This is a genomic window from Pseudomonas sp. p1(2021b), assembly GCF_020151015.1.
Classification (GTDB): Bacteria; Pseudomonadota; Gammaproteobacteria; order Pseudomonadales; family Pseudomonadaceae; genus Aquipseudomonas; species Aquipseudomonas putida_K.
Genome location: NZ_CP083746.1, coordinates 4,915,753 through 4,942,045, shown reverse-complemented (window position 1 = coordinate 4,942,045; position 26,293 = coordinate 4,915,753). Strand labels below are relative to the sequence as shown.

Sequence of the window (26,293 nt, the reverse complement as noted above, 5' to 3'; positions counted from 1 at the left end):
GCTTCACCGCTTTACCACCTTACTCGCCCGCCAACGAGGCAAGCAGGTGCAACCCGAACCCAACTCGCACAGGAGAGCGCCATGCGCACAGTCTTCTTGCGTCGTGGTCTGGTCGCCCTGTTCGCGGCGGCTGTGTCCTTCGGCGCCATCACCCAGGCCCAGGCCGAAAGCCTGCGTATCGGTTACCAGAAATACGGCACCCTGGTGCTGCTCAAGGCCAAGGGCACCCTGGAAAAGCGCCTGGCCGAGCAGGGCATCCAGGTCCAGTGGACCGAGTTCCCTGGCGGCCCGCAGCTGCTCGAAGGGCTGAACGTCGGCTCGATCGACTTCGGGGTCACCGGCGAGACGCCACCCGTGTTCGCCCAGGCGGCCGGCGCCGACCTGCTCTACGTGGCCTATGAGCCGCCAGCCCCGCACAGCGAGGCGATCCTGGTGCCCAAGGGCTCGCCCATTCAGTCGGTGAAGGACCTCAAGGGCAAGAAGGTCGCCTTCAACAAAGGTTCCAACGTGCACTACCTGCTGGTCCGCGCCCTGGAGGACGCAGGCCTGAAGTACAGCGACATCCAGCCGGTATACCTGCCGCCTGCCGATGCCCGCGCTGCCTTCGAGCGGGGCAGCGTCGACGCCTGGGTGATCTGGGACCCGTACCAGGCTGCCGCCGAGCAGCAGCTGCAAGCCCGTACCCTGCGTGACGGCAAGGGCCTGGTGGACAATCACCAGTTCTACCTGGCCACCCGTACGTATGCCACGGCCCACCCGGCAGTGATCAACACTCTGGTCGATGAAGTGCGTGCTATCGGTGAATGGTCCCAGGCCAACCCGCAGGAGGTCACCGACCAGGTGGCGCCGTTGCTCGGCCTGCCGGCCGACATCACCCTCACCTCGGTCAAGCGCCAGGGCTTCGGGGCCACGCCGCTGACGCCCGAGGTGGTCGCCGCGCAGCAGAAGATCGCCGACACCTTCCGGGCCCTGAAGCTGATCCCCAAGCCCTTGACCATCAAGGACGTGATCTGGACACCCCCTGCCAAGGTCGCCAGCGCGCCTTGACCGATTCGCCTGCGCCGGGGCGTGGCCCCGGCCCGAGCCAACCTTGAGGAGACAACTCCAATGAGCCTGAACATCTTCTGGTTCCTCCCGACCCATGGTGACGGCAAGTACCTGGGCACCACCGACGGCGCCCGGGCGGTCGATCACGGCTACCTGCAACAGATCGCCCAGGCTGCCGACCGCCTTGGCTTTGGCGGCGTGCTGATCCCTACCGGCCGCTCCTGCGAGGACTCCTGGCTGGTGGCGGCGTCGCTGATCCCGGTCACCCAGCGCCTGAAGTTCCTGGTGGCCCTGCGCCCTGGCATCATTTCGCCCACCGTGGCGGCGCGCCAGGCCGCCACCCTCGATCGCCTGTCCAACGGCCGGGCCCTGTTCAACCTGGTGACCGGCGGTGACCCGGACGAGCTGGCCGGCGACGGCTTGCACCTGGACCACCAGGCGCGCTACGAGGCCAGCGTCGAATTCACCCGCATTTGGCGCAAGGTGCTCGAAGGCGAGGTGGTCGACTATGACGGCAAGCACATTCAGGTCAAGGGCGCGAAGCTGCTCTATCCACCGATCCAGCAGCCGCGTCCGCCGCTGTATTTCGGAGGCTCGTCCGATGCCGCCCAGGACCTGGCCGCCGAACAGGTCGAGCTGTACCTGACCTGGGGCGAGCCGCCCGCCGCGGTGGCCGAGAAGATCGCCCAGGTGCGCAAGAAAGCTGCCGCCCAGGGGCGCACAGTGCGCTTCGGCATTCGCCTGCACGTGATCGTGCGTGAAACCAACGCAGAGGCCTGGGCAGCGGCCGACACGCTCATCTCGCACTTGGACGACGACACCATCGCCCGTGCCCAGGCGTCCCTGGCGCGCTTCGATTCGGTGGGCCAGCAGCGCATGGCCGCCTTGCACGGCGGCAAGCGCGACAAGCTCGAAGTCAGTCCCAACCTGTGGGCCGGTGTCGGCCTGGTACGCGGCGGCGCCGGTACTGCGCTGGTGGGCGATGGCCCGACCGTGGCAGCGCGGGTCAAGGAATATGCCGACCTGGGCATCGACACCTTCATATTCTCGGGCTACCCGCACCTGGAAGAGTCGTACCGGGTTGCTGAGCTGCTGTTCCCGCACCTGAATGTGCAACGCCCCGAGCAACCGAAGAGCGGCGGCTACGTGAGCCCATTCGGTGAAATGGTGGCCAACGACATCCTGCCCAAGTCCGTGGCGCAGAGCTGAGGGCCTGGTCATGAGTCATGCAACCTCTGCCTGGTCGAAGCGCCTGGCGCCCTGGGCCTTGCCATTGCTGCTGTTGGTGGTATGGCAACTGGCGGTCGCCAGCGGCTGGCTGTCGACCCGCATTCTGCCGGCGCCGAGCGCGGTGGTCAGCGCGGGCGTCGAGCTGGTGCGCAGCGGCGAGATCTGGACGCACCTGGCCATCAGCGGCTGGCGCGCTGCCTTGGGCTTTTTGATCGGTGGCAGCATCGGCCTGGTGCTGGGCTTCATCACGGGCCTGTCGAACTGGGGTGAACGCCTGCTCGACAGCTCGGTACAGATGATCCGCAACGTGCCGCACCTGGCGCTGATCCCGCTGGTGATCCTGTGGTTCGGCATCGATGAGTCGGCGAAGATTTTCCTGGTGGCGCTGGGGACCTTGTTCCCAATCTACCTCAACACCTACCACGGCATCCGCAACGTCGACCCGGCCCTGGTGGAGATGGCGCGCAGCTATGGCCTGTCGGGCCTGGGCCTGTTCCGCCAGGTGATCCTGCCGGGGGCGTTGCCCTCGATCCTGGTGGGCGTGCGCTTCGCCCTGGGCTTCATGTGGCTGACGCTGATCGTCGCCGAGACCATCTCGGCCAATTCCGGTATCGGCTACCTGGCGATGAACGCTCGGGAGTTCCTGCAGACCGACGTGGTGGTGCTGGCCATCGTCCTGTACGCCGTGCTCGGCAAGCTCGCCGACCTGGCCGCCCGAGGCCTGGAGCGTGTCTGGCTGCGTTGGCACCCGGCCTATCAAGCAGCGAAGAAGGAGGGCGCATGAGCGTGCTCAAGGAACAGCCGCCGCGCCTGCTGCGCGGCATCCCCTTGGCGGTACAGGGCGTGCGCAAGGCGTTCGGCCAGCGCGAGGTGCTGCGGGGCATCGACCTGCACATCCCGGCCGGCCAGTTCGTCGCCGTCGTCGGCCGTAGCGGCTGCGGCAAGAGCACCTTGTTGCGCCTGCTCGCTGGCCTCGACCAGCCCAGCGGCGGTCAGTTGCTCGCTGGCGCCGCGCCATTGGCCCAGGCCCGTGAGGAAACCCGCTTGATGTTCCAGGACGCGCGTCTGCTGCCCTGGAAGAAGGTGATCGACAACGTCGGCCTGGGCCTTTCCGGCAACTGGCGCACCGATGCCCTGCAGGCCCTGGAGGCCGTCGGCCTGGCAGAGCGGGCCAATGATTGGCCGGCTGCGTTGTCGGGCGGCCAGAAGCAGCGCGTGGCCTTGGCCCGGGCGCTGATTCACAAGCCGCGCCTGTTGTTGCTGGACGAGCCGCTGGGCGCGCTCGACGCCCTGACCCGGATCGAGATGCAGCAATTGATCGAACGCCTGTGGCACCAGCATGGCTTCACCGTGCTGCTGGTCACCCATGACGTCAACGAGGCCGTTGCCGTGGCCGACCGGGTGATCCTGATCGAGGACGGCGCCGTGGGCCTGGACCTGACCGTCGACCTGCCCCGGCCAAGGGCCCGTGGTTCGCATCGCCTGGCGGCGCTTGAAAGCCAAGTGCTCGACCGTGTTCTTGCCGCCCCGGGCACACCGCCCGAGCCGGAACCTGTAGCCCCTTTGCCCACGCAGCTGCGTTGGGCGCATTGAACCCCAATAGCCATCGAGAAGGAATCAAGCCATGACCATCAAAGCTATCAACGTCCGCAACCAGTTCAAAGGCACCGTGAAGGAAATCCTCGAAGGGCCGGTATTGTCGGAAATCGACGTGCAAACCGCCTCCGGCATCGTCACTTCGGTGATCACCACCCGTTCGGTGCGTGAGCTGGAACTGCAGGTGGGCAGCGAAGTGATCGCCTTCGTCAAATCCACCGAGGTGTCGATTGCCAAGTTGTGAGGCGTGACGCCCGGGCCGATTGCCGGCCCGGGCGTCACCGCTTCAGGCCTGCGTCGGGCGCAAGCCTCCAAACCGCCGAACTGCTGGCATGTTGCATCGATCAGCGTTTGGGTAGGAACGGCGGTAGGTACAGCCCCAGATATGCCTCGAATACCCGTTTGCCCTCCTCGGCCATGCGCGGGGTGATCTGCTCATGCAACTGCACCGACCGGGCATAGACCCGGTCGCTCAGCTCCATGGCCAAGGCGAACACATCCACATCGACCGGCATCACCGGCAATTGGAAATGCTGGTCGAACAGCTTGTGCATCAGCTCGCCCAGCTCCATGTCGTGTTGACGGTCGGCCTGGACCACTTCGCTCAGCCCATGCTGGGCCAGGATCAGCTGGCGCGCCGCGGCATCCTCGTTGTAGATCTCCAGCATACGTTGCTCGACCAGCCGCGACAGGTCGTGCCAGGTGGTCAAGGCCGCGCTGTCGATCGGTGCGCAGAGCGTTTCGCGAAACGCCAGGTGGACGTCGGCGGTCAGCGCCTCGAGCAGCGCCGGGACGCTGGCGAAGAAGTGATACACCGACGAGGGGGGAATCTGCGCCCGCTCGGCCACGCTGTAGATCGACAGGCCTGCCACACCCTGGTCGGCCAGCAGCTCGCGCGCCGCCGCCAGGATCGAGGCGATCCTGGCCTGGCTGCTGGCGCGGGGCTTGCGCGGGCTGACGGTGCGGCTCATCAGTTGCTGATCGCCAGGATGCTGGCCTGGTAGGCGCCGACGAACAGGTCGAAGTCGCCGACTTCTTGCTGTTCCAGACGCGATTGCTCGGCCAGCGATTCGCGCGCCAGGGTCTCGAAGGCCTGTTGGCGTTCGACATCCAGCGGCTGCTCACGGAAGGTCTCGGCGTGCAGGCGGCTCTGGCGTAGCGCGAACTGGACGAAGGTCTCGTCGTGCTCGGTCATGCGCGCCAGTACCTGTGCCGACGGAGTCAGCGAGGCGTCGTCGACCTTCGCCTGCTGTGCGGCCAGCGCCTTGGCGTGCTCGTCGCCACCCTGGGCGCGGTCGAGCAGCTCGGCCAGTGGCGCGATGCGGGTGATCAGCTCGCTGGCCCAGTCGCGCAGGCCGATCGGTTGACCATCGCGGCGCAGTTCCAGGCCGGGGCGACGGCCTTCCTTGACCACGGTGAGGAAGTTGCTGGTGCACTGGCCGCATTCGCCATTGCCCAACTGCGGGCTGTCATCGAGTGCGCAGAACAGCAGGAAGGCGTCGAGGAAACGCGCCTGGGGCAGGTCGATGCCTACCGGCAGGAATGGGTTGATGTCCAGGCAGCGCACTTCGACGTACTGCACGCCCCGGGACATCAGGGCCTGGATCGGACGTTCGCCGGTGTAGGTGACGCGCTTGGGCCGGATGTTCGAGTAGTACTCGTTCTCGATCTGCAGGATGTTGGTGTTCAGTTGCACCCACTCGCCATCCTTGTGGGTGCCGATTTCCACATAGGGCGGGTAGGGCGTGCCTACCGCCTTGCGCAGGCTGTCGGTGTAGCTGGCCAGGTCGTTGTAGCACGGCGTCAGGCCCGCCTGGGCGTTGCTCTGGTAGCCCAGGTCGCTCATGCGCAGGCTGGTGGCGTAGGGCAGGTACAGGGTCTCGGCGTCCAGCTCCTCGAGCTGGTGCGGGTGGCCGCGCAGGAAGCCTTTGTCCAGTGCCGGCGATGCGCCGAACAGGTACATCAGCAGCCAGCTGTAGCGGCGGAAATTGCGGATCAGGGCGATATACGCCGCCGACTGGAAGTCGCGGTCGTTCTGCTCGCTGCCTTCGGCTTCGCGCAGCAATGGCCACAGCGCTTCGGGCAGGGAGAAGTTGTAGTGGATACCGGCGATGCATTGCATGGTACGGCCGTAGCGCAGGGCCAGGCCCTTGCGGTAGACGTGCTTGAGCTTGCCGATGTTGGAGGTGCCGTACTCGGCGATCGGGATGTCCTCCTCGGCCGGCAGCGCACAGGGCATCGAGGGGCTCCACAGGTATTCGCCGCCAAGCTTGGTGTAGACGAAGCGGTGAATCTGGTCGAGGCTTTCGAGCACCTTGGCCGGGTCCGCCAGGGCTGGGGTGATGAACTCCAGCAGCGACTCGGAATAATCCGTGGTGATCTGCTCGTTGGTCAGCGCCGAACCCAGGGCTTCGGGGTGCGGGGTCTGGGCCAGGCGACCTTCGTCGGTCACGCGCAGGCATTCGCGCTCAATGCCGTGCAGGCACTGCTTGAGCAGGGGGAGATTGGCGCCGAGCAGGCTCAGGCGGCGGTTGAGGAGTTCGCTCAAGATGGATTCCTTCACGCGTCAGTCGCCCCAATATGGGGGTAGAGATGACGGTCTACAAGGGTAGGGACAAAGGAACTGGCGTTGTCGCCTGGTTTACGCGGTTCCAGCGCTTGTTTGTCTGGCTGTCGCCGCGTGCCCCATCGCGGGACAAGCCCGCTCCCACAGGGTTCGGCGTGATCCTGTGGGAGCGGCTTGTCCCGCGATGGAGCGCGCAACGGCCCCAGGCTTTCATTGCTGCCGAAAATACCGCAGATAAGCCTTGGTGAGCTAGAGAACGGCGAAGGTTCCTTGCGCCTTGGCCACGAGCTTGTCGCCCTGAAGTACGTCGGCGTCGACCACGAGGGTGCGGCGCCCGGCGTGCAGCACACGTGCCGTGCACACGACTTCGCCGTCGCTCACGGCACGCAGGTAGTTGATCTTGCATTCGATCGTCACGCTCTGCTGGTCGAAGCCATGACTGGCCGAGCAGGCCAGCCCCATGGCGATGTCCACCAGGCTGAAGATCGCCCCGCCATGCAGCTTCTGGCCGCGGTTGCGCAGGTGTGGCTCGAGCCTCAGGGCCACCTCGGCCACGCCTGTTTCCAGGCGTTGCAGGCGGCAGCCCAGGAGCTGGCTGAAGGCGCTTTCGACGTATTCGGCCGGAACGTCCATCACTTCTTCTTCAACTGCTTGGCATTGGCGAACAGGGCTGCCATGGCGTTGTTGGCCGGTGCCGCGGCGGTTTCCCGCTGGCGCGGCGCCTGCTGCTGGCGGTTGCCGCCATTGCCGCGGTTGCCACCACGGTTGCCATCGACTTTTTCACCGGGGGTGTCGCTCATGCGCATGGACAGGCCGACGCGCTTGCGCGGGATGTCCACTTCCATGACCTTGACCTTGACCACATCGCCCGCCTTGACCGCTTCGCGCGGGTCCTTGACGAACTTCTCCGAGAGCGCCGAGATATGCACCAGGCCATCCTGGTGCACGCCGATGTCGACGAAGGCGCCGAAGTTGGTGACGTTGGTCACCACGCCTTCGAGGATCATGCCCGGTTCCAGGTCCTTGAGGTCCTCGACGCCGTCCTGGAAGGTAGCGGTCTTGAACTCGGGGCGTGGGTCGCGACCGGGCTTGTCCAGCTCCTGGAGGATGTCGGTGACGGTCGGCAGGCCGAAGGTTTCGTCGGTGAACTGCTTCGGGTCCAGGCGCTTGAGGAAGGCGCTGTCGCCGATCAGCGAACGGATGTCGCGGCCGGTGTCGACGGCGATGCGCTGCACCAGCGGGTAGGCCTCCGGGTGCACCGCCGAGGCATCCAGCGGGTTGTCGCCGTTCATCACGCGCAGGAAGCCGGCGGCTTGTTCGAAGGTCTTCTCGCCCAGGCGGCTGACCTTCTTGAGCGCCGCGCGGGTGGTGAACGGGCCGTTGGCGTCGCGGTGGGCGACGATGTTCTGGGCCAGGGTCGCATTGAGGCCAGAAATGCGTGTCAGCAGCGCCACCGAGGCGGTGTTGACGTCCACGCCCACGGCGTTCACGCAGTCCTCGACCACGGCGTCCAGGCCTCGGGCCAGCTTCACCTGGGAGACGTCGTGCTGGTACTGGCCGACACCGATGGATTTGGGGTCGATCTTCACCAACTCGGCCAGCGGGTCCTGCAGGCGGCGGGCGATGGACACGGCGCCACGGATCGACACGTCCAGGTCCGGGAACTCACGGGCGGCCAGTTCCGAGGCCGAGTACACCGATGCGCCGGCCTCGGAGACCATGATCTTGGTGATCTTCAGGGCCGGGTATTTCTTGACCAGCTCGGTCACCAGCTTGTCGCTCTCACGGCTGGCGGTACCGTTGCCGATGGCGATCAGCTCGACCGAGTGCTTGGCGCACAGGGCCGCGAGGATGGAAATGGTGCGGTCCCAGTCGTTCTTCGGAGCGTGTGGGTAGACCGTGGTGTGATCCAGCAGCTTGCCGGTGGCGTCGACCACGGCGACCTTGCAGCCGGTGCGCAGGCCAGGGTCGAAGCCCAGGGTGGCGCGGGGGCCGGCCGGGGCGGCCAGCAGCAGGTCGTGCAGGTTGTGGGCGAAGACGTTGATCGCCTCGCCTTCGGCGTTGTCGCGCAGTTCGCCGAACAAGTCGGTTTCCAGGTGGGTGTACAGCTTGACCTTCCAGGTCCAGCGCACCACTTCGGCCAGCCATTTGTCGGCCGGGCGGTTGCGGTTGTCCAGGCCGAAATGGCTGGCGATCATCAGCTCGCACGGGTGCAGGGTGCCTGGCAGCTCTTCGCCCACCTTCAAAGAAGCGCTGAGCACACCTTCGTTGCGGCCGCGGAAGATCGCCAGGGCGCGGTGCGAGGGGACGTTGCGCAGCAATTCGTCATGGGCGAAGTAGTCGCGGAACTTGGCGCCTTCCTCTTCCTTGCCCGCCACCACGCGGGCGCTGAGTACCGACTCCTGCTTGAGGAAGCCACGCAGCTTGTCGAGCAGGGCGGCGTCCTCGGCGAAGCGCTCCATGAGGATGTACTTGGCGCCTTCGAGGGCGGCCTTGATGTCGGCCACGCCTTTTTCGGCATCGACGAAACGCGCCGCTTCGGTCTCCGGGGTCAGCTGCGGGTCGCCGAGCAGGCCGTCGGCCAGCTCGCCCAGGCCGGCCTCCAGGGCGATCTGGCCCTTGGTGCGACGCTTCTGCTTGTAGGGGAGGTAGAGGTCTTCCAGGCGGGTCTTGGTGTCGGCCAGCTTGATTTCGCGGGCCAGCTCCGGGGTCAGCTTGCCCTGCTCCTCGATGCTGGCCAGGATGCTGGCACGCCGCTCGTCGAGCTCGCGCAGGTAGCGCAGGCGTTCCTCCAGGTGACGCAGCTGGGTGTCGTCCAGGCTGCCGGTCACCTCCTTGCGGTAACGGGCGATGAAAGGCACCGTCGAGCCTTCGTCCAACAGGGCCACGGCCGCCTCGACCTGCTGCGGGCGAACGCCCAGTTCCTCGGCGATACGGCTGTTGATGCTATCCATGAAAACCACCTGACAAATTGAGAATGCTGGAGGCCGCGAGGAGGGCGTGCAGGCCCGGCGGCGCTGGATGAAAGCGGCGCATTATACCCATCGTGCCGGGCTTGCGGTGATGGCGCTGGGCCAGTGCGGGGCGGGTGTGAAGTGGCGCCAGGGGAAAAATCTGCTAACAATGCACACGGCACGCATGGCAGTGGCTACGCCATAATGCGCGGCGATACCAAAGGAGTTATTCATGACCAGCACCGCAAATACCGCTGAAGGCGACAAGATTCTCATCGTCGATGACGATCCGGGGCTGAGCAGCCTGCTGGAGCGTTTTTTCACCAGCAAGGGCTACCGCGCCCGCACGGTGCCCAATACCGAGCAGATGGACCGCCTGCTGTCGCGCGAAGTCTTCAACCTGGTGGTGCTCGACCTCATGCTGCCCGGCGAGGATGGCCTGGCAGCCTGCAAGCGCCTGCGTGCGGCGAACAACCAGATCCCGATCATCATGCTCACTGCCAAGGGCGACGAACTCAGCCGCATCAAGGGCCTGGAGCTGGGCGCCGACGACTACCTCGGCAAACCGTTCAACCCTGATGAACTGGTCGCGCGGGTCAAGGCCGTGCTGCGTCGTCAGGCACCCTCCGTACCGGGGGCGCCCGGCAGCGAGGAGGAGACCGTCACGTTCGGCGACTACGAGCTGTCGCTGGCCACCCGCGAGCTCAAGCGCGGCGAAGAAGTCCACATGCTGACCACCGGCGAATTCGCCGTGCTCAAGGCTCTGGTGATGCATGCCCGCGAGCCGCTGACCCGCGACAAGCTGATGAACCTGGCCCGAGGCCGCGAGTGGGATGCCCTGGAGCGTTCCATCGACGTGCAGATCTCACGCCTGCGCCGCATGATCGAGCCAGACCCCTCCAAACCGCGCTACATCCAGACCGTGTGGGGCGTAGGCTACGTCTTCGTGCCGGACGGAAACACCAGCAAATGACCTTCAGCCTGCAGGCTTGCCAGCACGCGGCAGGGCGACCCGAATGGGTCGCCCTGTTTGCGTCTGAGGCAGGCTTGCAGCCCGGCGAGACTTCGCCCGTGACCGCAGCGCAGTAGTTGTCCAGATGAAAACGCCCCTTTGGTTCCCACAAAGCTTCTTCGCCCGCACCCTGTGGCTGGTGTTGATCGTCGTCCTGTTTTCCAAGGCACTGACCCTGGTGTACCTGTTGATGAACGAGGATGTGCTGGTCGATCGCCAGTACAGCCATGGCGTGGCGCTGACGCTGCGCGCCTACTGGGCGGCCGACGAGGAAAACCGTGAGAAGATCGCCGACGCCGCCGGCCTGATCCGGGTGACCGGCGCTGGCGTGCCCGAGGGCGAGCAGCATTGGCCCTACAGCGAGATCTACCAGCGCCAGATGCAGGCCGAGCTGGGCGAGGATACCGAAGTACGCCTGCGCATCCATGCGCCACCTGCCTTGTGGGTCAACGCGCCCAGCCTGGGCCCGGGCTGGCTGAAGGTTCCGCTGTACCCGCACCCGCTGCGCGGGCAGAAGATCTGGAACGTGCTGGGTTGGTTCCTGGCCATCGGCCTGTTGTCCACCGCCTCGGCATGGATCTTCGTGCGCCAGCTCAACCAGCCTCTCAAGCGCCTGGTGTTCGCCGCCCGGCAACTGGGCCAGGGGCGTAGCGTGCGTCTGCCGATCAGCGATACACCAAGCGAAATGACCGAGGTGTACCGGGCATTCAACCAGATGGCCGAGGATGTCGAGCAGGCCGGGCGCGAGCGTGAACTGATGCTGGCGGGTGTCTCCCATGACCTGCGTACACCGCTGACCCGGTTGCGCCTGTCGCTGTCGCTGTTGGCCAACGACAGCGAGCTGACCGATGACATGGTCCGTGATATCGAGGACATGGACGCGATTCTAGACCAGTTCCTGGCGTTCATCCGCGATGGCCGTGACGAGCCGGTGGAGGAGGCCGACCTGGGCGACCTGGTGCGCGAAGTGGTGGCACCCTACAACCAGCCCGAGGAACGGGTGCGGCTGTGCCTGGAGCCGATCCCGCCATTCCCGCTGCGCCGGGTGTCGCTCAAGCGCATGCTGGGCAACCTGATCGGTAACGCCCTGCACCATGCCGGCAAGGGCGTCGAGGTGGCGGCCTATGTATCAGGTGACCAGAGCGCGCCCTATGTGGTGCTCAGCGTGCTGGACCGTGGGGCAGGGATCGACGAGTCGGAGCTGGAGACCATCTTCAACCCGTTCATCCGTGGGGACCGTGCCCGCGGTGGCAAGGGCACCGGGCTGGGGTTGGCGATCGTCAAGCGAATCGCGGCGCAGCATGGCGGGAATGTGGAACTGCGCAACCGGTCGGGTGGCGGGATCGAGGCGCGGGTGAGGTTGCCGTTGGGGTTGTTGTTGCCGCGTAATGCCGTGTGATGCCAGGCCCCGAGGCATTGAGCCGAACCTGAGCGGCCTTGTGCCGCGAAAGGGCTGCAAAGCAGCCCCAGGTCCTCAGCCTTTACCCTTGGTCCGGGTCTGGTTCGGCCCGCCGTTCTTCTCCAGGTGCCCGATGATCATCCCGGCCACGTCCTTGCCGGTGGTGACTTCGATGCCTTCCAGCCCAGGCGATGAGTTCACCTCCATCACCAGCGGCCCATGATTGGAGCGCAGGATATCCACGCCGGCCACGCTCAGGCCCATGACCTTGGCTGCGCGAATGGCGGTCATGCGCTCCTCCGGCGTGATCTTGATCAGGCTGGCGACACCGCCACGGTGCAGGTTGGAGCGGAACTCGCCAGGCTTGGCCTGGCGCTTCATCGAGGCGATGACCTTGTCGCCGACGACGAAGCAGCGGATATCGGCACCGCCCGCTTCCTTGATGTATTCCTGGACCATGATGTTCTGCTTCAGGCCCATGAAGGCCTCGATCACCGACTCGGCGGCCTTGGTGGTTTCGCACAGCACCACGCCGATGCCTTGGGTGCCTTCGAGCACCTTGATCACCAGCGGTGCGCCGTTGACCATCTGGATCAGGTCGGGAATGTCGTCCGGCGAATGGGCGAAGCCTGTGATCGGCAGGCCGACGCCACGTCGCGACAGCAACTGCAGCGAGCGCAGCTTGTCCCGCGAGCGGGCGATGGCCACCGACTCGTTGAGCGGGTAGACCCCCATCATCTCGAACTGGCGCAGCACCGCGCAGCCATAGAAGGTGACCGATGCGCCGATGCGCGGGATCACCGCATCGAAGCCTTCCAGCGGTTTGCCACGGTAGTGGATCTGTGGCTTGTGGCTGGCGATGTTCATGTACGCACGCAGGGTATCGATCACCACCATTTCATGACCGCGCTGGGTACCAGCTTCGACTAGGCGGCGGGTGGAATACAGACGCGGGTTGCGCGATAGCACAGCGATCTTCATGCAGCACCTGTAACAGGGGAAAGAGTGGCCGGGAAGGCCGGTTTGTCCTGGACGTATTTCACGCCCGGGTTGACCACCAGCTGGCCATGGATCAGCGCCTTGGAACCCAGCAGCAACCGGTAGCGCATGTTCTTGCGACAGGCCAGGGTGAACTCCACCTCCCAGACCCGGTCGCCCAACGCCAGCGGTGTACGGATCACATAGCGGACCTGGGCCTGGCCGTTGGAGCTCTTGATGGTTTTCATCGTGACCAGCGGCGCCTCGCAACGGCGGTGACGCAACTGCACCACCGACCCCAGGTGGGCGGTGAAGCGCACCCAGGGCTGGCCGTCGCGCTCGAACGGCTCCACGTCGGTGGCGTGAAGGCTGGAGGTGCTGGCGCCGGTATCGATCTTGGCGCGCAGGCCGGCCAAGCCCAGGTCGGGTAGGGCGACCCACTCGCGCAGGCCGATCACAGTCAGATGGTCGAATGTCTTCACGAAACACACCCTGCGGATGAGGTGGTGAACTGTAAGCACGGCGCGGACTTTTTGCATCCGCAAGTTACGGTAGTACAGTTCCGTGAAAGACAGAATTCGAGGTAACGGGATGGCACACAAGCCAGAAGAAGACGACAAGGTGCGCCTGGACAAATGGCTGTGGGCGGCGCGGTTCTACAAGACCCGTGCCTTGGCCAAGGCAGCGATCGAAAGCGGCAAGGTGCATTGCCGGGGCGAGCGCTGCAAGCCGGGCAAGGAGCCGCGGGTGGGCGATGAATTCGTGCTGCGTACAGGTTTCGACGAGCGCACCGTGGTGGTCAAGGCGCTTTCCGATGTGCGCCGTGGCGCGCCGCAGGCGCAGGCACTGTACGAGGAAACCCAGGAGAGCGTGCGCAAGCGCGAGCAGGCCGCCGAGATGCGCAAGGCCGGGGCCATGGGCGTCACCACCGACGGGCGCCCGACCAAGAAACAGCGGCGGCAGATTCACCAGTTGCAGGGCAATTACGACTGAAAGGGCCCAATCGCGGCGCAAGCCCGCTGAGGGCAACAGTGCCCCTGTAGGAGCGGGCTTGTCCCGCGATTGGGCTGCAAAGCAGCCCCGGGTCGATCAGGCACTGCGTATGACGCTCATCCGCCCAACCAGCGGCAAGCGCGCCAACACCCGGAACAACGGCGCCGTCCAGCGCAGCAACGCCGCGCTGGCCTTGGCCGCCAGCGGGGTATGGCAGCTCCAGCCCAGGGCCAGCAACGCCATCAGCAGCCCGCCGATGTAGTCGTCCTGCCCCCAATGGGCGCCCGCCACCAGACGCGGCAGCATGAACAGCAGCGCCAGGCCCCAGATCACCAGGCGCTGCACCACCCCGCGGCTGAACAGGTTCATGAACAGCGCCCAGATCAGCAGCACCGAGGCGTGGTCACCTGGAAAACTCTGGCTGGAGCGGTCCTTGAGTTCCCATTTCGCTTCCAGGTTCGGGTAGTAGTCGCTCAGGTGCACGACGTTGTCGAAGACCATCGACGGGCTGTTATGTTGCCAGCCCATGATCGCCACCCACTTGGAAAACAGCGCGCGAATCACCACTAAGAGAATCAGCGTGACGAGAAAGCCCAGGAAGGCTTCGCGTACCTGACCCGCTTTGAACACCCAATTGCCGCGGATCAACAGGGCCAGCAGGATGAGGCCAACGACGATATCGAAGGGGCGCAGGCTGCCGACGGTCCAGATGTAGCGCCAGGCCGTGTTGTCGGCCAGGGGCGCATTGAGGCTATGGAACAGCCATTCGTCGAAAGTCAGGCACAAGATCTGGCCAATGGGCCATAACCAGAAACACAGTAACGCTACAGGCACCAAGGTGCAGGCCAGCAAAGGTCCCCAGGACCACCTTGCTTGGAACAGTGGTCGATTGTCCATAAAATACCTCTATTACCAGCGGGTTCGAGCATCTCGTGAATGCTCTCCAAACAGGGCTTCGTAAACCCTTGTAATCATTTTGTCATCATTTTCAGATAGCCAGAACCTATGAGCGACTTGCCAGATACCGATTTCACCCAGCGTTTCATCTTCGACGACCGCGATATCCGCGGCGAGTGGGTGGCGCTCGACCAGAGCTATGCCGACGTCCTGGCCCGTCACCCTTACCCGCAACCGGTGGCCACACTGCTTGGCGAACTGATGGCGGCCACGGCCTTGCTGGTCGGTGCACTCAAGTTCGACGGCCTGCTGATTCTCCAGGCGCGCTCGGCAGGGCCTATTCCACTGCTGATGGTGGAGTGCTCGGGCGAGCGTGATATCCGCGGCATGGCGCGCTACGAAGCTGACCAGATCCCCGCCGATGCGACCCTGGCCCAGTTGATGCCAGGCGGTCACCTGACCCTGACCATCGACCCGGTCAAGGGCCAGCGCTACCAAGGCACCGTCGAGCTCGATGGCGCCAACCTGTCGGAGTGCTTCACCAACTACTTCGTGCAGTCGCAGCAGCTCAATACCCGCTTCTGGCTCAACGCCGAAGACGGCAAGGCTCGTGGCCTGCTGCTGCAGCAACTGCCCCGTGACCGCCAGCCGGACGACGAAGAGCGTGAAGAAAGCTGGCAGCATGTAGTGGCTCTGGCCAGCACGTTGAAGGCCGAAGAATGGCCGCTGGACAACGAAACGCTGCTGCACCGCCTTTACCACGAAGATGCCGTGCGCCTGTTCGACATCCAGCCGCTGCGCTTCCGCTGCAGCTGCTCGCGCGAGCGTTCCGGCAACGCCCTGGTCAGCCTCGGCGAGCAGGATGCCAAGGCGCTGGTCGAGGAGTGCGGCGGCAAGGTCGAGATCGATTGCCAGTTCTGCAACGAACGCTATTTCTTCGATACGACCGATGTGGCGCAATTGTTTGCCGGTGGCGGCACCGAGCTTCCGTCAGATACTCAGCACTGAAACGTTTAACTACAGGAGAATCTCCTGTCGAATTGCGCGAAAGCGCAGTTCTGACAGGAGGGGCCTACTTTTTTTGGGCTTTTCTGGCATAATCCGGCCACTTTTTTCGCTGTAGTAGTTTAAAACAGACGACTACAAAACGTTTGGAGCACTCGGCCTCGGGCCGGATGGGGTATCTCATGACGCAAGCCAACAACACCGTGTACACCGACCTGACCGTCGATGAACTGGTAAAAGAAGCGCTGTCCCGCGGTGAAGGCGAGCTGGCCGATACTGGCGCACTGGTCGTGAAAACCGGTCATCGTACCGGTCGTTCGCCGGCAGACCGTTTCATCGTCGACGAGCCCAGCACTTCCTCCGCCATCGCCTGGGGGCCGATCAACCGCAAGTTCCCGGCTGACAAGTTCGATGCCCTGTGGGCCCGCGTCGAGGCGTTCAACAACGCCCAGGAGCACTTCGTTTCCCACGTTCACGTAGGCGCTGCCGCCGAGCACTACCTGGCCGTCAAGATGACCACCCAGACTGCCTGGCAGAACCTGTTCGGCCGTTGCCTGTTCATCAACCCGGCCCAGTACAACCCGGCTGGCCGTGAAGAGTGGCAGGTGCTGAACGTCGCCAACTTCGAATGTGTTCCCGAGCGCGACGGTACCAACTCCGACGGCTGCGTCATCATCAACTTCGCCCAGAAGAAGGTGCTGATCGCCGGCATGCGCTATGCCGGTGAAATGAAGAAAGCCATGTTCTCCGTGCAGAACTTCCTGCTGCCGGCTGCCGACGTGCTGCCGATGCACTGCGCTGCCAACATCGGCGAAGCGGGCGACGTGACCCTGTTCTTCGGCCTGTCCGGCACCGGCAAGACCACCCTGTCGGCCGACGAAAGCCGCTACCTGATCGGTGACGACGAGCACGGTTGGGGCGAGGGCGTGGTCTTCAACATCGAAGGCGGCTGCTACGCCAAGTGCATCGACCTGTCCGAGAAGAACGAGCCGGTCATCTGGAAAGCCATCAAGCATGGCGCGGTGCTGGAGAACGTCGTGCTCGACGACGCCAAGCACGCCGACTACGCCGACGGCAGCCTGACCCAGAACAGCCGCGCCGCCTACCCGCTGGAGCACGTCGAGAAGCGTTCCGAGAAGAACCTGGGCGGCGAGCCGAATGCAGTCATCTTCCTGACTTGCGACCTGACCGGCGTACTGCCTCCTGTGTCGATCCTGAACAACGAGCAGGCGGCCTACCACTTCCTGTCCGGCTACACCGCGCTGGTCGGTTCCACCGAAATGGGCTCGGGCGGCGGCATCAAGTCGACCTTCTCCACCTGCTTCGGCGCTCCGTTCTTCCCGCGCCCGGCCGGCGAATATGCCGAACTGCTGATCAAGCGCATCAAGGGCTTCGGTTCCAAGGTCTACCTGGTCAACACCGGCTGGACCGGTGGTGGCTACGGCGTGGGCAAGCGCTTCAGCATCCCGACCACCCGTGCCGTGATCGCCGCGATCCAGAGCGGTGCCCTGGTCGGTGCCGAGACCGAGCACCTGGACATCATCAACCTGGACGTGCCGAAGGCTGTGCCGGGCGTCGAGACCGTCCTGCTCAACCCACGCAACACCTGGGCTGACCCGGCTGCCTACGACGAAGCCGCCAAGGGCCTGGCCAAGCTGTTCACCGAGAACTTCCAGAAGTTCGATGTTTCCGAGGCCATCAAGGCCGCAGGCCCACAGCTGTAAGCTGTAGCCGGCACGGATCAAGAAGCCGCCTTTCGGGGCGGCTTTTTTGTATCCGATACTGGTGCAATGGTAAGGTCGCTGATGCTAGGTCGGGCCGTCGCTCCTTGGCCCTGCACGATGCTATCTTCACTTTGGGTAACCAAGCCTGGGTAACCTATGACCGAATCCCCTCAGCGCAGCCATTTCAACCATTTCCATCCCATCCTCACCCGCCCGCAGGATAACGACCTCAACGGCCACATCGCCGGCTCCACGGTGCATGGCTACTTCGAGACGGCGCTGCAGGCGTTCCTCGTGGAGCAGGCCGAGCTGGACCTACGTGACGGCGCGCTGGCTGGAGTGGTGATCAGTTCGGCGGCGCAGTTCTATGCCCTGCCAGGGTTTCCTGATGTGCTGGAAGTGGGCCTGGGCGTGGCGCGCCTGGCGGGCAGCACCGTGGAATACCGCCTGGCGCTGTTCCGCCCCGGCGAGGCGCAGGCCCTGGCGGCAGGTACTTTGGTGCAGGTGTTCGTGGAGCGTGGGTCGGGCCAGCCGGTGGCCTTGGCCGATACATTGCGCATGACCCTGGCGGGCCTGCAGCTCAACGGCTGATCATCGATCCACCGCAAACGAAAAGGCCCTGCCGGTCAGGGCAGGGCCTTCTTGTGGACTGAGCTGTTCAGCGATCAGTCATCATAACGCCAGTGGCGCTTGTGCTTGCGATGGCCGTAGTGGTGGCCACGGTCCCAGTGGCGGCGGCCATCATAGTCGCGACGATAACGGCGACGATCGTCCCAATCGTCTTCGTCGGCCTTGTTACCCAGGTAGTTACCCAGCGCACCACCGACGCCGCCGCCTGCGGCTGCACCAATGTGGCTACCGGTGGTGCCGCCCATCGAGCGACCGACCACGTTACCGCCGGCAGCGCCCAGTGCGCCACCGATGGCGGCTTCACCGCGCTGGCGCTTGTCGGCACCCAGGGCGCCGCCGGCCGCACCGCCCAGACCGGCACCGATGGCGCCACCGGTGCTACCACCGATGGAGTTACCCACCACGGAGCCGAGTACCCCACCCAATGCGCCGCCAATGCCGGCCTCGGTATTGCTGCCTGCCATGGCAACGCCGCTGAGCAGGCTGAAGGACAACAACAGAATCGAGGAGTACTTCTTCATTCAAGAGAGCCTCATAGGGATGACGAGGCGAATGTGAGGCTCGGCGAGGCGTCTGGCAATTGAAATCCGACGAGTAGCACGAGTTGTACACAATTCTCTAACTTGTTGTTTTTTATGGGGAACTTTCTGGATTTTCGCTTGTCTGAGCTATTTGAAACCAAGCCCTGTCACCCTCGGACAGGGCTTTTTTCATGGCTGTTTGCCAGCCTCCATGGCCGGGCTGAACACGCGCGGCGGGCTGTGCTTGGGCAGGTGGATCAGGTTGAGGTTGTGTTTGCGCGCCCATTGCAGCGCCAAGCCGGTAGGGGCCGAGAGGCTGACCAGGGTCTGGATGCCGGCACGCAACACTTTCTGGATCAGTTCCAGGCTGCAGCGGCTGGTGACGATGGCCAGGCCGCCGTCGGTGTCGATGCGCTGGCGCAGCAGGGCGCCGATCAGCTTGTCCAGGGCATTGTGCCGGCCGATGTCTTCGCGGCCCATGAGCAGTTGGCCTTGTCGGTCCATGAACAGGGCGGCATGCACCGCGCCGCAATGCTGTCCCAAAGGTTGGTAGGCATCGATGCGTTGGCGCAGGCCGGCCAGCCATTGGGCTGGTGGTAGCGGCGCACCGGGCAATTCGGCCAGTTCCGGCAGCGCCTGCTCCAGGGCTTCGACGCCGCACAGGCCGCAACCGCTGGTGCCGGCCAACTGGCGGCGCTGGTTCTTCAGGTTCCAGAACGCGCGGCTGGAGATCTCCAGGTCCGCGTACAAGGCCGAGCCGCTGCCGGACAGCTTCACGTCATAGATTTCATCGGTGCTGTCGACGATCCCGCTGCCGACACTGAAGCCGACCGCGAAGTCTTCCAGGTCGGTGGGGCTGACCAGCATCACCGCTTGGTTCAGGCCGTTGTAGGCGATGGCCAGGGCGACTTCCTCGGCAAGCGGGGTCGAGTCTGCTGCAGCATCGGTGAGCTGTACGTAGTCATAGGTATTGCTGGCGGCCGGCAGGGCAGCAGGCAGGGATGCCGCGCAGACCGGGGGTTTGCTGTTCATCAGGGTGGATCACCGGCGGCTTTGTTACGGCACAAGCCTATGCCCCTGGGGCAGTGGCGTCCAGTTGCCAGGTTCTATGCCGTGATAGAGCGGGTTGATCGGCTTCCGGGCGGCAGAGTGGGCAAAGCTGTCCTAGACTCCTGCTTCCTGGAATTCACCATCAAGGAGTGTGACATGAGCCTGTTCAGTTTCGTGAAGGAAGCCGGCGAAAAGCTGATCGACCTGCTGACGCCCGGTAATGCCAATGCCGAAGAGCAACTCAAGAAGCATGTGGAAAGCGTTGGCCTGGGCAACCCGAACATTTCCGCCACGGTCGAGGGTGACAAGATCATCCTCAAGGGCGAGGTTGCCAGCCAGGAGGAGAAGGAGAAGATCATCCTGGCTGCGGGCAACATCGATGGCGTTGCCACGGTGGATGACCAGATCACTGTCACCGGGCCGGTGGCCCAGGCAGCGCGCTTCGTCACGGTGAAAAAGGGCGACACCCTCAGTGCCATCGCCAAGGCCGAGTACGGCGATGCCAACCAGTACAACAAGATCTTCGAGGCCAACAAGCCGATGCTCAAGCACCCGGACAAGATCTACCCGGGGCAGGTGCTGCGTATTCCTGACTGACCCTATGCCGTAACCTGTACCGGCCCTATCGCGGGACAAGCCCGCTCCCACGGGGATCGTTGGTGCGGCGATGACCTTTGTGGGAGCGGGCTTGCCCCGCGATTTATGGCCTCACAGCCCCGCCAGTAATTCCCGGTAGTCCTCCACCGCCGCGAACTCCTGGGTATCGCGCGGTCCTGCCTGGCTGTCGGGTTCGCGCACCGCCAGCAGGTGCTGCACACCAAAGCGCCGTGCACTGCGCAGAATCGCCAGGGTGTCGTCGATGAACAGGCTGCGCGCGGGCTCGAAGCCGATATCCGCTTGCAGCGCATCCCAGAACTGCGCGCTTTCCTTCGGGTAACCATAGTCATGGGAGCTGATCAGCCGCTCGAAATACGGCGCCAGCTCCACCCGCTCCAGCTTCAGCGACAGCGAGTCGCGATGGGCGTTGGTGATCAATACCACCCGTTTGTTGGCCTTGCGTAGCGCCTCGAGGAAGGTGTCGGCATCCGGGCGCAGGGCGATCAGGTCGGCGATTTCCTGCTTGAGTTCGCGGATCGGCAGCTTCAGCTCGCGGCTCCAGAAGTCCAGGCAGTACCAGTTCAGGGTACCGGCGTTGCGCTCGAACAGCGGCTGTAGCTCCAGCTCCGCCATGGCCCGGCTGACGCCGTGCAGCTCGGCATAGCGCTGGGGCAGGTGTTCCAGCCAGAACTGGTTATCGTAGTGCAGGTCGAGCAGGGTGCCATCCATGTCCAGTAGGACGGTATCGATGGCGGACCAGGGAAGAACAGGCATGGGAAACTCTCGATCGGTCGGCAAGCCACGGTATAGTAACCCGTTCACGCCAAGGAGCCGCCCCATGCGCCAGAAACCCACCGTACTCGCTCGCGAAATCGTCGCCAGCAGCCGCCTGTTCCGCGTCGAAGCCGTGCAGTTGCGCTTTTCCAACGGCACCGAGCGGACCTACGAGCGCCTGGTCGGCCGCGGCAACGGCTATGGTGCGGTGATGGTGGTGGCGATGCTCGACGCCGAGCATGCGGTATTGGTGGAGGAGTACTGCGGCGGCACCGACGAATATGAATTGTCGTTACCCAAGGGCCTGATCGAGCCGGGGGAGGACGTGCTGGCGGCCGCCAACCGTGAGCTCAAGGAGGAAGCGGGTTTCGGCGCGCACCAGCTGGAGCACCTGACCGAGCTGTCGCTCTCGCCTGGCTACATGAGCCAGAAGATCCAGGTGGTGCTGGCCACCGACCTGTATGAAGAACGTCTCGAGGGTGACGAGCCGGAGCCGATGCGCGTGGACAAGGTCAACCTGCGCGAGCTGTCGGCCCTGGCCATGCACCCGCAGTTTTCCGAGGGCCGGGCCCTGGCGGCGCTGTATCTGGCCCGTGACCTGTTGATCCAGCGGGGGCAGTTGAGCGCATGAACGACCAGCAGCTGATGCTCGAAGTGGTAAAGCTGGCCCGCCTGGCTGGCGAGGCGATCCTGCCGTTCTGGCGTGCCGACGTCGCGGTGACCAACAAGGCGGATGATTCGCCGGTGACCGCGGCCGACCTCGCTGCCCATCAGGTGATCGCTGAGGGCTTGCAGGCCTTGGCGCCGCACATCCCGGTCCTGTCCGAAGAAGACTGCGACATCGCTCTGGGCGAGCGCCAGGCCTGGACACGCTGGTGGTTGGTCGATCCCCTGGACGGCACCAAGGAATTCATCGCTGGCAGCGAGGAGTTCACGGTCAACATCGCCTTGATCGAGCGCGGCGAGGTGGTGTTCGGCGTGGTGTCGATGCCGACCAATGGACGCTGCTATTTCGGCGGTCGGCAGCTAGGGGCGTGGTGTGCGGAGTCGGGCGCTGAAGCCCAGCCGATCCAGGTACGCCAGCAACCGCCGCAGAAAGGGCGTTTCACCGTGGTGGCCAGCAAGCGCCACTCAAGCCCGCAACAGGAGGCGTTGCTGGGCGGGTTGGGCAGCGCGGTCGGTGAGCTGGAACTGACCAATGTGGGCAGTTCCTTGAAGTTCTGCCTGCTGGCCGAAGGAGCCGCCGATTGCTATCCACGGCTGGCCCCGACGTCTCAATGGGATACTGCTGCCGCCCAGGGTGTGCTCGAAGGCGCTGGGGGCGAGGTGATCGGCCTTGATGGCCAGCCGTTCCGCTATCCGGCGCGTGAATCGTTGCTCAACCCGTTCTTCCTGGCCTTGCCGGCCGCGGCGCCGTGGCGTGCGGCCCTGTTGCAGTTGGCTGCCGCGATCGGTTGAGTTGGCGGGGGCGCTGCGCGGCCCGGCCACAGGGATTTCGCACGTCTTGAGAGCGGCGCAATCTCGGAGGGAGCAGGCTCCGTCACCCACCTGTCCTGCGCCGTTTTCAGAGACACCGCTATACCTGTAGGAGCGGGCTTGTCCCGCGAAAGGGACGCAAAGCGCCCCCTGTATCAGCGATGCAACACGTACTGCCCGCTGAATTTCACGGCAGGCGCGTCGCTGCCAGCATTGCACACCACCGTCTCGAGCGTCAGCCGCGCCCGCCCCCGGCGTTGGTACATCGCCAGGAACCGCTCCCAGGTCTTCTCGTCCGGCGCCGGGCAGCTCGCGACCGCTGCTCCGATGACCGGCAGCGGGTAGCTGATCTGGCCTTCCTGGATGACGATATGCCCATCGTCGATACCCAGTTCGCGCAGGCGCAGGTGCAACCAGCCCCAGCCCACCAGCACTGCGGCGCAATACAGGCTGCCGCCGAACATGGTGCTCTTGTGGTTGACGTTGGGCGCCAGCGGCAACTGCAGGCGCAGGCGCTGGTCGTGCCAGTCGATGACGGCCATGCCCATTTCGCGGGTCAGGGGAATGTCGCTGTGCAGTACGGACTGCAGGTACTGGCTGTCGCTGATCATGGGCGGTTGTCCTCCGGGTCGTCTTGCCCGCTGGCGCTGTCGGCGAAGCTCAGGCCGTGCTTGCGCAGCTTGTCGTGCAGGGTCTTGCGCGGAATGCCGAGGGCCTCGGCCAGGCTGCGCATGGAGCTGTGTGTCTGAGCCAGTTCGGCGGCGATCAGCGAACGCTCGAAGTGCTCGACCTGTTCGCTGAGGTTGCCGGTACGCACAGGCTCGGCGGTGGCGGGGGCAGCAGGCGCCTGGCCATCGAGGGCCAGCTCCAGGCCCAGGGCGAAGCGTTCGGCGGCGTTCTGCAGCTCGCGCACATTGCCTGGCCAGTCGTGGCGCAGCAGCAGGGCGCGATGGGCGGGTTGCAGGTTGTTGGCCGGCAGGCCATGGCGCTGGCTGGCGGCATCGGCGAAATGCTGGAACAGCACCAGGATATCGTCGCCGCGCTCGCGCAGGGGCGGGATGCGCAGGGGCGCCACGTTCAGGCGGTAGTACAGGTCGGCGCGGAAGCGGCCCTGGTCGGCGGCCTGGCGCAGGTCCTCCTTGGTGGCGGCGATGATACGGATATCCAGCGGGATCAGCTGGTTGCCGCCCAGGCGCTCCACCACCCGCTCCTGCAGAAGGCGCAGCAGCTTGACCTGCACATCCAGGCTCATGCTTTCGATTTCGTCGAGGAACAGCGTGCCCCCGTTGGCGAATTCGAACTTGCCGATACGGCGCTTCTGCGCCCCGGTGAAGGCGCCCGGCTCATGGCCGAACAGTTCGCTTTCGACCACCGACTCGGCCAGCGCGCCGGCATTGATCGCCACGAACGGGCCGTCGCGGCGGCTCGACAGGTCGTGCAGGGCGCGGGCCACGACTTCCTTGCCGGCACCGGTTTCGCCAAGGATCAGCACGTCGGCGCGGGTCGCAGCCAGGGCGCCGATCTGCTCGCGCAGGCGCTGCATGGCCGGCGATTGGCCGACCAGGCGCGCGGACAGCTCCTGGCGGTCGCTCAGGGCCAGGCGCAGGCTGCGGTTGTCCAGCACCAGGCGGCGCAGGGCCAACGCGCGGCGCACGCTGTCGAGCAGGGCATCGCTGGCGAAGGGCTTTTCCAGGAAGTCATAGGCACCGGCGCGCATGGCCTGCACGGCCAGCGGCACATCGCCGTGGCCGGTGATCAGCAGCACCGGCAGCTCGTTGTCGCGTCCGTGCAGTTGCTCCAACAGTTGCAGGCCATCGATGCCGGGCATGCGGATGTCGCTGACCACCACGCCGGGCCAGTCCGGTTCGATACGCTCGGCCAGCCCCTGGGCATCGGCCAGGGCCACGACCTTGAGCCCGGCCAGGTCCAGGGTCTGGCCCAGGGCCTGGCGAAGGTGCGGATCGTCGTCCACCAGGATGACCTGGGTGCGGCTGTCGATCTGTGTCTCGGTCGTCATGCCGAAGGGTCCTCCGAAGATTGCAGGTTGGCGCCGGGCTTGGCCACGCGCAGTCGCAGGGTCAGCAGGGCGCCGCCTTCCGGGTGGTTACCCAGCAGCAGCTCGCCGCCCAGGGCATGCATCAGGCTTTCGCAGATGGCCAGCCCCAACCCCAGGCCCTGGGTGCGGGTCTTGGTGGTGAAGAAGGGCTCCTTGGCATGCGCCAGGGCCTGGCGGCTGAAACCCGGGCCATTGTCGCGAATGTACAGGTAGACGCAGTCATCCTGGCGTTCGGCACTGAGCCACAGCTTACGTGGGTTGGCTTTTTCGGTGAGTGCGTCGAGGGCATTGGCCAACAGGTTGCCAAGCACCTGGCGCAGGCGCGTTTCGCCGGCCTGCACCCACAGCGTGGCCTCGGGCAGGTCGCGCACCAGCTCCACGGCCATGGCCCGGCGACGCTTGGCCAGCAGCGCCAGGGCATCATCCAGCGCCGGCTGCAGGGCCACGCTTTCCGGCGCGTGCTGGTCGCGGCGGGCAAAGGCACGCAGGTGGGTGATGATCGAGGCCATGCGACCGGTCAGCTCGCCGATCAGTTTGAGGTTGCCGCGAACGTCCTCGGTGCGCTGGTGGTCCAGGAGGATTTCGGCGTTCTCGGCATAGCTGCGGATCGCCGCCAGGGGCTGGTTGAGCTCATGGCTGATGCTCGCCGACATGGTGCCGAGCACCGACAGCTTGCCCGCCTGGACCAGTTCATCCTGGGCGCGCACCAGCTCCTGCTGGGCCTGTTCGCGTTCTAGCACTTCCTTCTTCAGCCGGGTATTGAGGCCTTCGAGGTCAGCGGTGCGCTCCATGACCCGTTGTTCAAGCTGCTGGCGCCCGCGCGCTTCGAAATCGATGCGGTCGATGTAGTGGCGCCGACGCTGCATCACCAGGCCGGCCAGCAGCATCAGCACCAGCAAGGCGCCGGCGCCGATGGCCATGACCGTCTGTACCGAGCGATCGACCAGGATGCGCGGGGCAAGGATGCTGACCTGCCAGCCGGTTTCCTTGATGTCGCGGGTCTGTACCAGCCAGGCGGCGGGGTTGAGGTTCAGCGGCTGGGGCGCCTGGGTCGGGTAGGGCTGGATGGCGACGATCGCCTCGCGCTCGGCCGGGGTCAGCTCGCGGGTGGCGCGGAAACGCCAGTCCGGGCGGGAGGTCAGCACCACCACGCCGTTCTGGTCGGTCAGCAGCAATTGCTCGGGCGTACGCCCCCACAGGGTCTCGGTGTGGTCGAGGTCGACCTTGACCACCAACACGCCCACGACCTTGTCCCGGTCATGCACCGCCGCAGCGAAGAAGTAGCCGCGCTTGGCCGAAGTGGTGCCCTGGCCGAAGAAGCGCCCCAGGCGGCCCTCCATGGCTTCGAGGAAGTAGGGGCGGAAGGCGAAGTTGCGGCCCACGAAACTGTCGTGCTTATCCCAGTTGGACGCCGCCAGGGTATTGCCGCTGACATCCATCAGGTACATCACCTCGGCGCCGGTCTGCTTGGCGATTTCCTTGAGCAAGCGGTTGGCGTTGGTGATCGCCTCGGTCTTGAACGGGTCGTGCAGCGCACCGCGCAGGGCCGGCAGGTCGCCGAGGATGCGCGGCAGGGTCTCGTAGCGGTGCAGGGTACCCAGCAGGTTGGCGACATAGAGGTCGAGGGTCTGGCGATTCTGCGAGGCCAGCTCATCCTGGTAGTAGCGCTCGGCCAGGTGATGCAGCGGCCAGAGCAGGGGTGCCAGGCACAGGGCCAGCAGGGCGAGGCTGCGCCAGCGTGGGCGTCGTGGAGGCGTTTGGGTTGGAATCATCTATCGGGCGCCAGAA

General features: G+C 65.1%; 27 protein-coding genes. 14 read left to right on the top strand and 13 right to left on the bottom strand.

Annotation, left to right across the window (positions count from 1 at the left end; translation table 11 throughout):
- Positions 1–81: 81 nt before the first annotated feature.
- Genes K8374_RS22935 through K8374_RS22915 form a run of 5 tightly spaced genes read left to right on the top strand, consistent with a single transcriptional unit; the run spans position 82 to position 4,117 of the window.
- On the top strand, positions 82–1,047 hold the full coding sequence (locus tag K8374_RS22935; protein WP_224457336.1) for a sulfonate ABC transporter substrate-binding protein: 966 nt from the start codon (positions 82–84) through the stop codon (positions 1,045–1,047).
- Between the two features lie 60 nt (positions 1,048–1,107).
- Positions 1,108–2,256: an FMNH2-dependent alkanesulfonate monooxygenase gene (gene ssuD, locus K8374_RS22930; protein WP_224457335.1), complete on the top strand. Its 1,149-nt coding sequence runs from the start codon at positions 1,108–1,110 to the stop codon at positions 2,254–2,256.
- Positions 2,257–2,266: 10 nt separating this feature from the next.
- A complete protein-coding gene (ssuC, locus tag K8374_RS22925) occupies positions 2,267–3,061 on the top strand; it encodes an aliphatic sulfonate ABC transporter permease SsuC (protein WP_224457334.1) in 795 nt (264 codons plus the stop codon).
- Entirely contained in the window at positions 3,058–3,870 is an 813-nt protein-coding gene (gene ssuB / locus K8374_RS22920) for an aliphatic sulfonates ABC transporter ATP-binding protein (RefSeq protein ID WP_224457333.1), read from the top strand. The genes ssuC and ssuB overlap by 4 nt, the downstream gene beginning before the upstream one ends.
- A gap of 31 nt (positions 3,871–3,901) precedes the next feature.
- Positions 3,902–4,117: a molybdopterin-binding protein gene (locus K8374_RS22915; protein ID WP_003255829.1), complete on the top strand. Its 216-nt coding sequence runs from the start codon at positions 3,902–3,904 to the stop codon at positions 4,115–4,117.
- Between the two features lie 100 nt (positions 4,118–4,217).
- On the opposite strand, the gene K8374_RS22910 is transcribed toward K8374_RS22915, so the two are convergent.
- The 4 genes from K8374_RS22910 to K8374_RS22895 form a co-directional block, all read right to left on the bottom strand.
- Positions 4,218–4,844 (bottom strand): TetR/AcrR family transcriptional regulator, encoded by a 627-nt coding sequence (locus tag K8374_RS22910; RefSeq protein ID WP_224457332.1) that lies wholly within the window; start codon positions 4,842–4,844, stop codon positions 4,218–4,220.
- Entirely contained in the window at positions 4,844–6,421 is a 1,578-nt protein-coding gene (gene gshA, locus K8374_RS22905; protein ID WP_224457331.1) for a glutamate--cysteine ligase, read from the bottom strand. Before gshA ends, K8374_RS22910 begins: the two co-directional genes overlap by 1 nt.
- Positions 6,422–6,688: 267 nt before the next feature.
- The gene (locus tag K8374_RS22900; protein WP_224457330.1) at positions 6,689–7,072 is read right to left on the bottom strand and encodes a PaaI family thioesterase; all 384 of its coding nucleotides are present in this window, start codon (positions 7,070–7,072) and stop codon (positions 6,689–6,691) included.
- Positions 7,072–9,393, bottom strand: coding sequence for a Tex family protein (locus K8374_RS22895; RefSeq protein WP_224457329.1), 2,322 nt, complete (start codon positions 9,391–9,393; stop codon positions 7,072–7,074). Before K8374_RS22895 ends, K8374_RS22900 begins: the two co-directional genes overlap by 1 nt.
- A gap of 232 nt (positions 9,394–9,625) precedes the next feature.
- Here K8374_RS22895 and ompR point away from each other — a divergent pair, with 232 nt between their 5' ends.
- Positions 9,626–10,366 (top strand): two-component system response regulator OmpR, encoded by a 741-nt coding sequence (gene ompR, locus K8374_RS22890; protein WP_084853679.1) that lies wholly within the window; start codon positions 9,626–9,628, stop codon positions 10,364–10,366.
- Between the two features lie 124 nt (positions 10,367–10,490).
- The gene (locus K8374_RS22885; RefSeq protein WP_224457328.1) at positions 10,491–11,804 is read left to right on the top strand and encodes an ATP-binding protein; all 1,314 of its coding nucleotides are present in this window, start codon (positions 10,491–10,493) and stop codon (positions 11,802–11,804) included.
- Positions 11,805–11,879: 75 nt separating this feature from the next.
- Here the strand turns inward: K8374_RS22885 and rimK are convergent, their stop codons facing one another.
- Together rimK and K8374_RS22875 are read right to left on the bottom strand one after the other, a co-directional pair.
- Positions 11,880–12,785, bottom strand: a complete 906-nt coding sequence (rimK, locus tag K8374_RS22880; RefSeq protein ID WP_084853683.1) for a 30S ribosomal protein S6--L-glutamate ligase — start codon at positions 12,783–12,785, stop codon at positions 11,880–11,882.
- Positions 12,782–13,198, bottom strand: coding sequence for an ATP-dependent zinc protease (locus K8374_RS22875; RefSeq protein ID WP_253249296.1), 417 nt, complete (start codon positions 13,196–13,198; stop codon positions 12,782–12,784). The genes rimK and K8374_RS22875 overlap by 4 nt, the downstream gene beginning before the upstream one ends.
- A 175-nt stretch (positions 13,199–13,373) precedes the next feature.
- Between K8374_RS22875 and K8374_RS22870 the strand changes: the two genes are divergently transcribed.
- Positions 13,374–13,775, top strand: coding sequence for an RNA-binding S4 domain-containing protein (locus tag K8374_RS22870; RefSeq protein ID WP_224457327.1), 402 nt, complete (start codon positions 13,374–13,376; stop codon positions 13,773–13,775).
- Between the two features lie 96 nt (positions 13,776–13,871).
- On the opposite strand, the gene K8374_RS22865 is transcribed toward K8374_RS22870, so the two are convergent.
- Positions 13,872–14,672, bottom strand: a complete 801-nt coding sequence (locus K8374_RS22865; protein WP_224457326.1) for a phosphatase PAP2 family protein — start codon at positions 14,670–14,672, stop codon at positions 13,872–13,874.
- Between the two features lie 108 nt (positions 14,673–14,780).
- On the opposite strand from K8374_RS22865, the gene hslO reads away from it, so the two are divergent.
- The 3 genes from hslO to K8374_RS22850 all read left to right on the top strand — a co-directional run bounded on the left by hslO (position 14,781) and on the right by K8374_RS22850 (position 17,992).
- Positions 14,781–15,680 carry an Hsp33 family molecular chaperone HslO gene (hslO, locus tag K8374_RS22860; protein ID WP_224457325.1) on the top strand — a complete coding sequence of 300 codons (900 nt, stop codon included), beginning with the start codon at positions 14,781–14,783 and terminating at the stop codon, positions 15,678–15,680.
- Between the two features lie 179 nt (positions 15,681–15,859).
- Positions 15,860–17,401: a phosphoenolpyruvate carboxykinase gene (locus K8374_RS22855; protein WP_224457324.1), complete on the top strand. Its 1,542-nt coding sequence runs from the start codon at positions 15,860–15,862 to the stop codon at positions 17,399–17,401.
- A gap of 156 nt (positions 17,402–17,557) precedes the next feature.
- On the top strand, positions 17,558–17,992 hold the full coding sequence (locus K8374_RS22850; RefSeq protein ID WP_224457323.1) for an acyl-CoA thioesterase: 435 nt from the start codon (positions 17,558–17,560) through the stop codon (positions 17,990–17,992).
- Between the two features lie 74 nt (positions 17,993–18,066).
- Here K8374_RS22850 and K8374_RS22845 read toward each other — a convergent pair whose 3' ends face one another.
- A complete protein-coding gene (locus K8374_RS22845; protein WP_224457322.1) occupies positions 18,067–18,552 on the bottom strand; it encodes a YMGG-like glycine zipper-containing protein in 486 nt (161 codons plus the stop codon).
- A 189-nt stretch (positions 18,553–18,741) separates the two neighbouring features.
- Entirely contained in the window at positions 18,742–19,584 is an 843-nt protein-coding gene (fdhD, locus tag K8374_RS22840) for a formate dehydrogenase accessory sulfurtransferase FdhD (protein ID WP_224457321.1), read from the bottom strand.
- Positions 19,585–19,758: 174 nt separating this feature from the next.
- On the opposite strand from fdhD, the gene lysM reads away from it, so the two are divergent.
- Positions 19,759–20,199: a peptidoglycan-binding protein LysM gene (gene lysM, locus K8374_RS22835; RefSeq protein ID WP_224457320.1), complete on the top strand. Its 441-nt coding sequence runs from the start codon at positions 19,759–19,761 to the stop codon at positions 20,197–20,199.
- A 111-nt stretch (positions 20,200–20,310) separates the two neighbouring features.
- On the opposite strand, the gene yrfG is transcribed toward lysM, so the two are convergent.
- Positions 20,311–20,973 (bottom strand): GMP/IMP nucleotidase, encoded by a 663-nt coding sequence (gene yrfG, locus K8374_RS22830; RefSeq protein WP_224457319.1) that lies wholly within the window; start codon positions 20,971–20,973, stop codon positions 20,311–20,313.
- Positions 20,974–21,037: 64 nt separating this feature from the next.
- Here yrfG and nudE point away from each other — a divergent pair, with 64 nt between their 5' ends.
- Positions 21,038–21,604 (top strand): ADP compounds hydrolase NudE, encoded by a 567-nt coding sequence (nudE, locus tag K8374_RS22825; RefSeq protein ID WP_084853701.1) that lies wholly within the window; start codon positions 21,038–21,040, stop codon positions 21,602–21,604.
- Complete coding sequence (gene cysQ, locus K8374_RS22820; protein ID WP_224457318.1) at positions 21,601–22,431, top strand: 3'(2'),5'-bisphosphate nucleotidase CysQ; 831 nt, start codon at positions 21,601–21,603, stop codon at positions 22,429–22,431. Before nudE ends, cysQ begins: the two co-directional genes overlap by 4 nt.
- A gap of 173 nt (positions 22,432–22,604) precedes the next feature.
- Here cysQ and K8374_RS22815 read toward each other — a convergent pair whose 3' ends face one another.
- The 3 genes from K8374_RS22815 to K8374_RS22805 are packed head-to-tail and all read right to left on the bottom strand — an operon-like array spanning position 22,605 to position 26,277.
- A complete protein-coding gene (locus K8374_RS22815) occupies positions 22,605–23,060 on the bottom strand; it encodes a YiiD C-terminal domain-containing protein (RefSeq protein WP_224457317.1) in 456 nt (151 codons plus the stop codon).
- Positions 23,057–24,466 carry a sigma-54-dependent transcriptional regulator gene (locus K8374_RS22810; protein ID WP_224457316.1) on the bottom strand — a complete coding sequence of 470 codons (1,410 nt, stop codon included), beginning with the start codon at positions 24,464–24,466 and terminating at the stop codon, positions 23,057–23,059. Before K8374_RS22810 ends, K8374_RS22815 begins: the two co-directional genes overlap by 4 nt.
- Positions 24,463–26,277 carry an ATP-binding protein gene (locus K8374_RS22805; RefSeq protein WP_224457315.1) on the bottom strand — a complete coding sequence of 605 codons (1,815 nt, stop codon included), beginning with the start codon at positions 26,275–26,277 and terminating at the stop codon, positions 24,463–24,465. The genes K8374_RS22810 and K8374_RS22805 overlap by 4 nt, the downstream gene beginning before the upstream one ends.
- Positions 26,278–26,293: the final 16 nt, after the last annotated feature.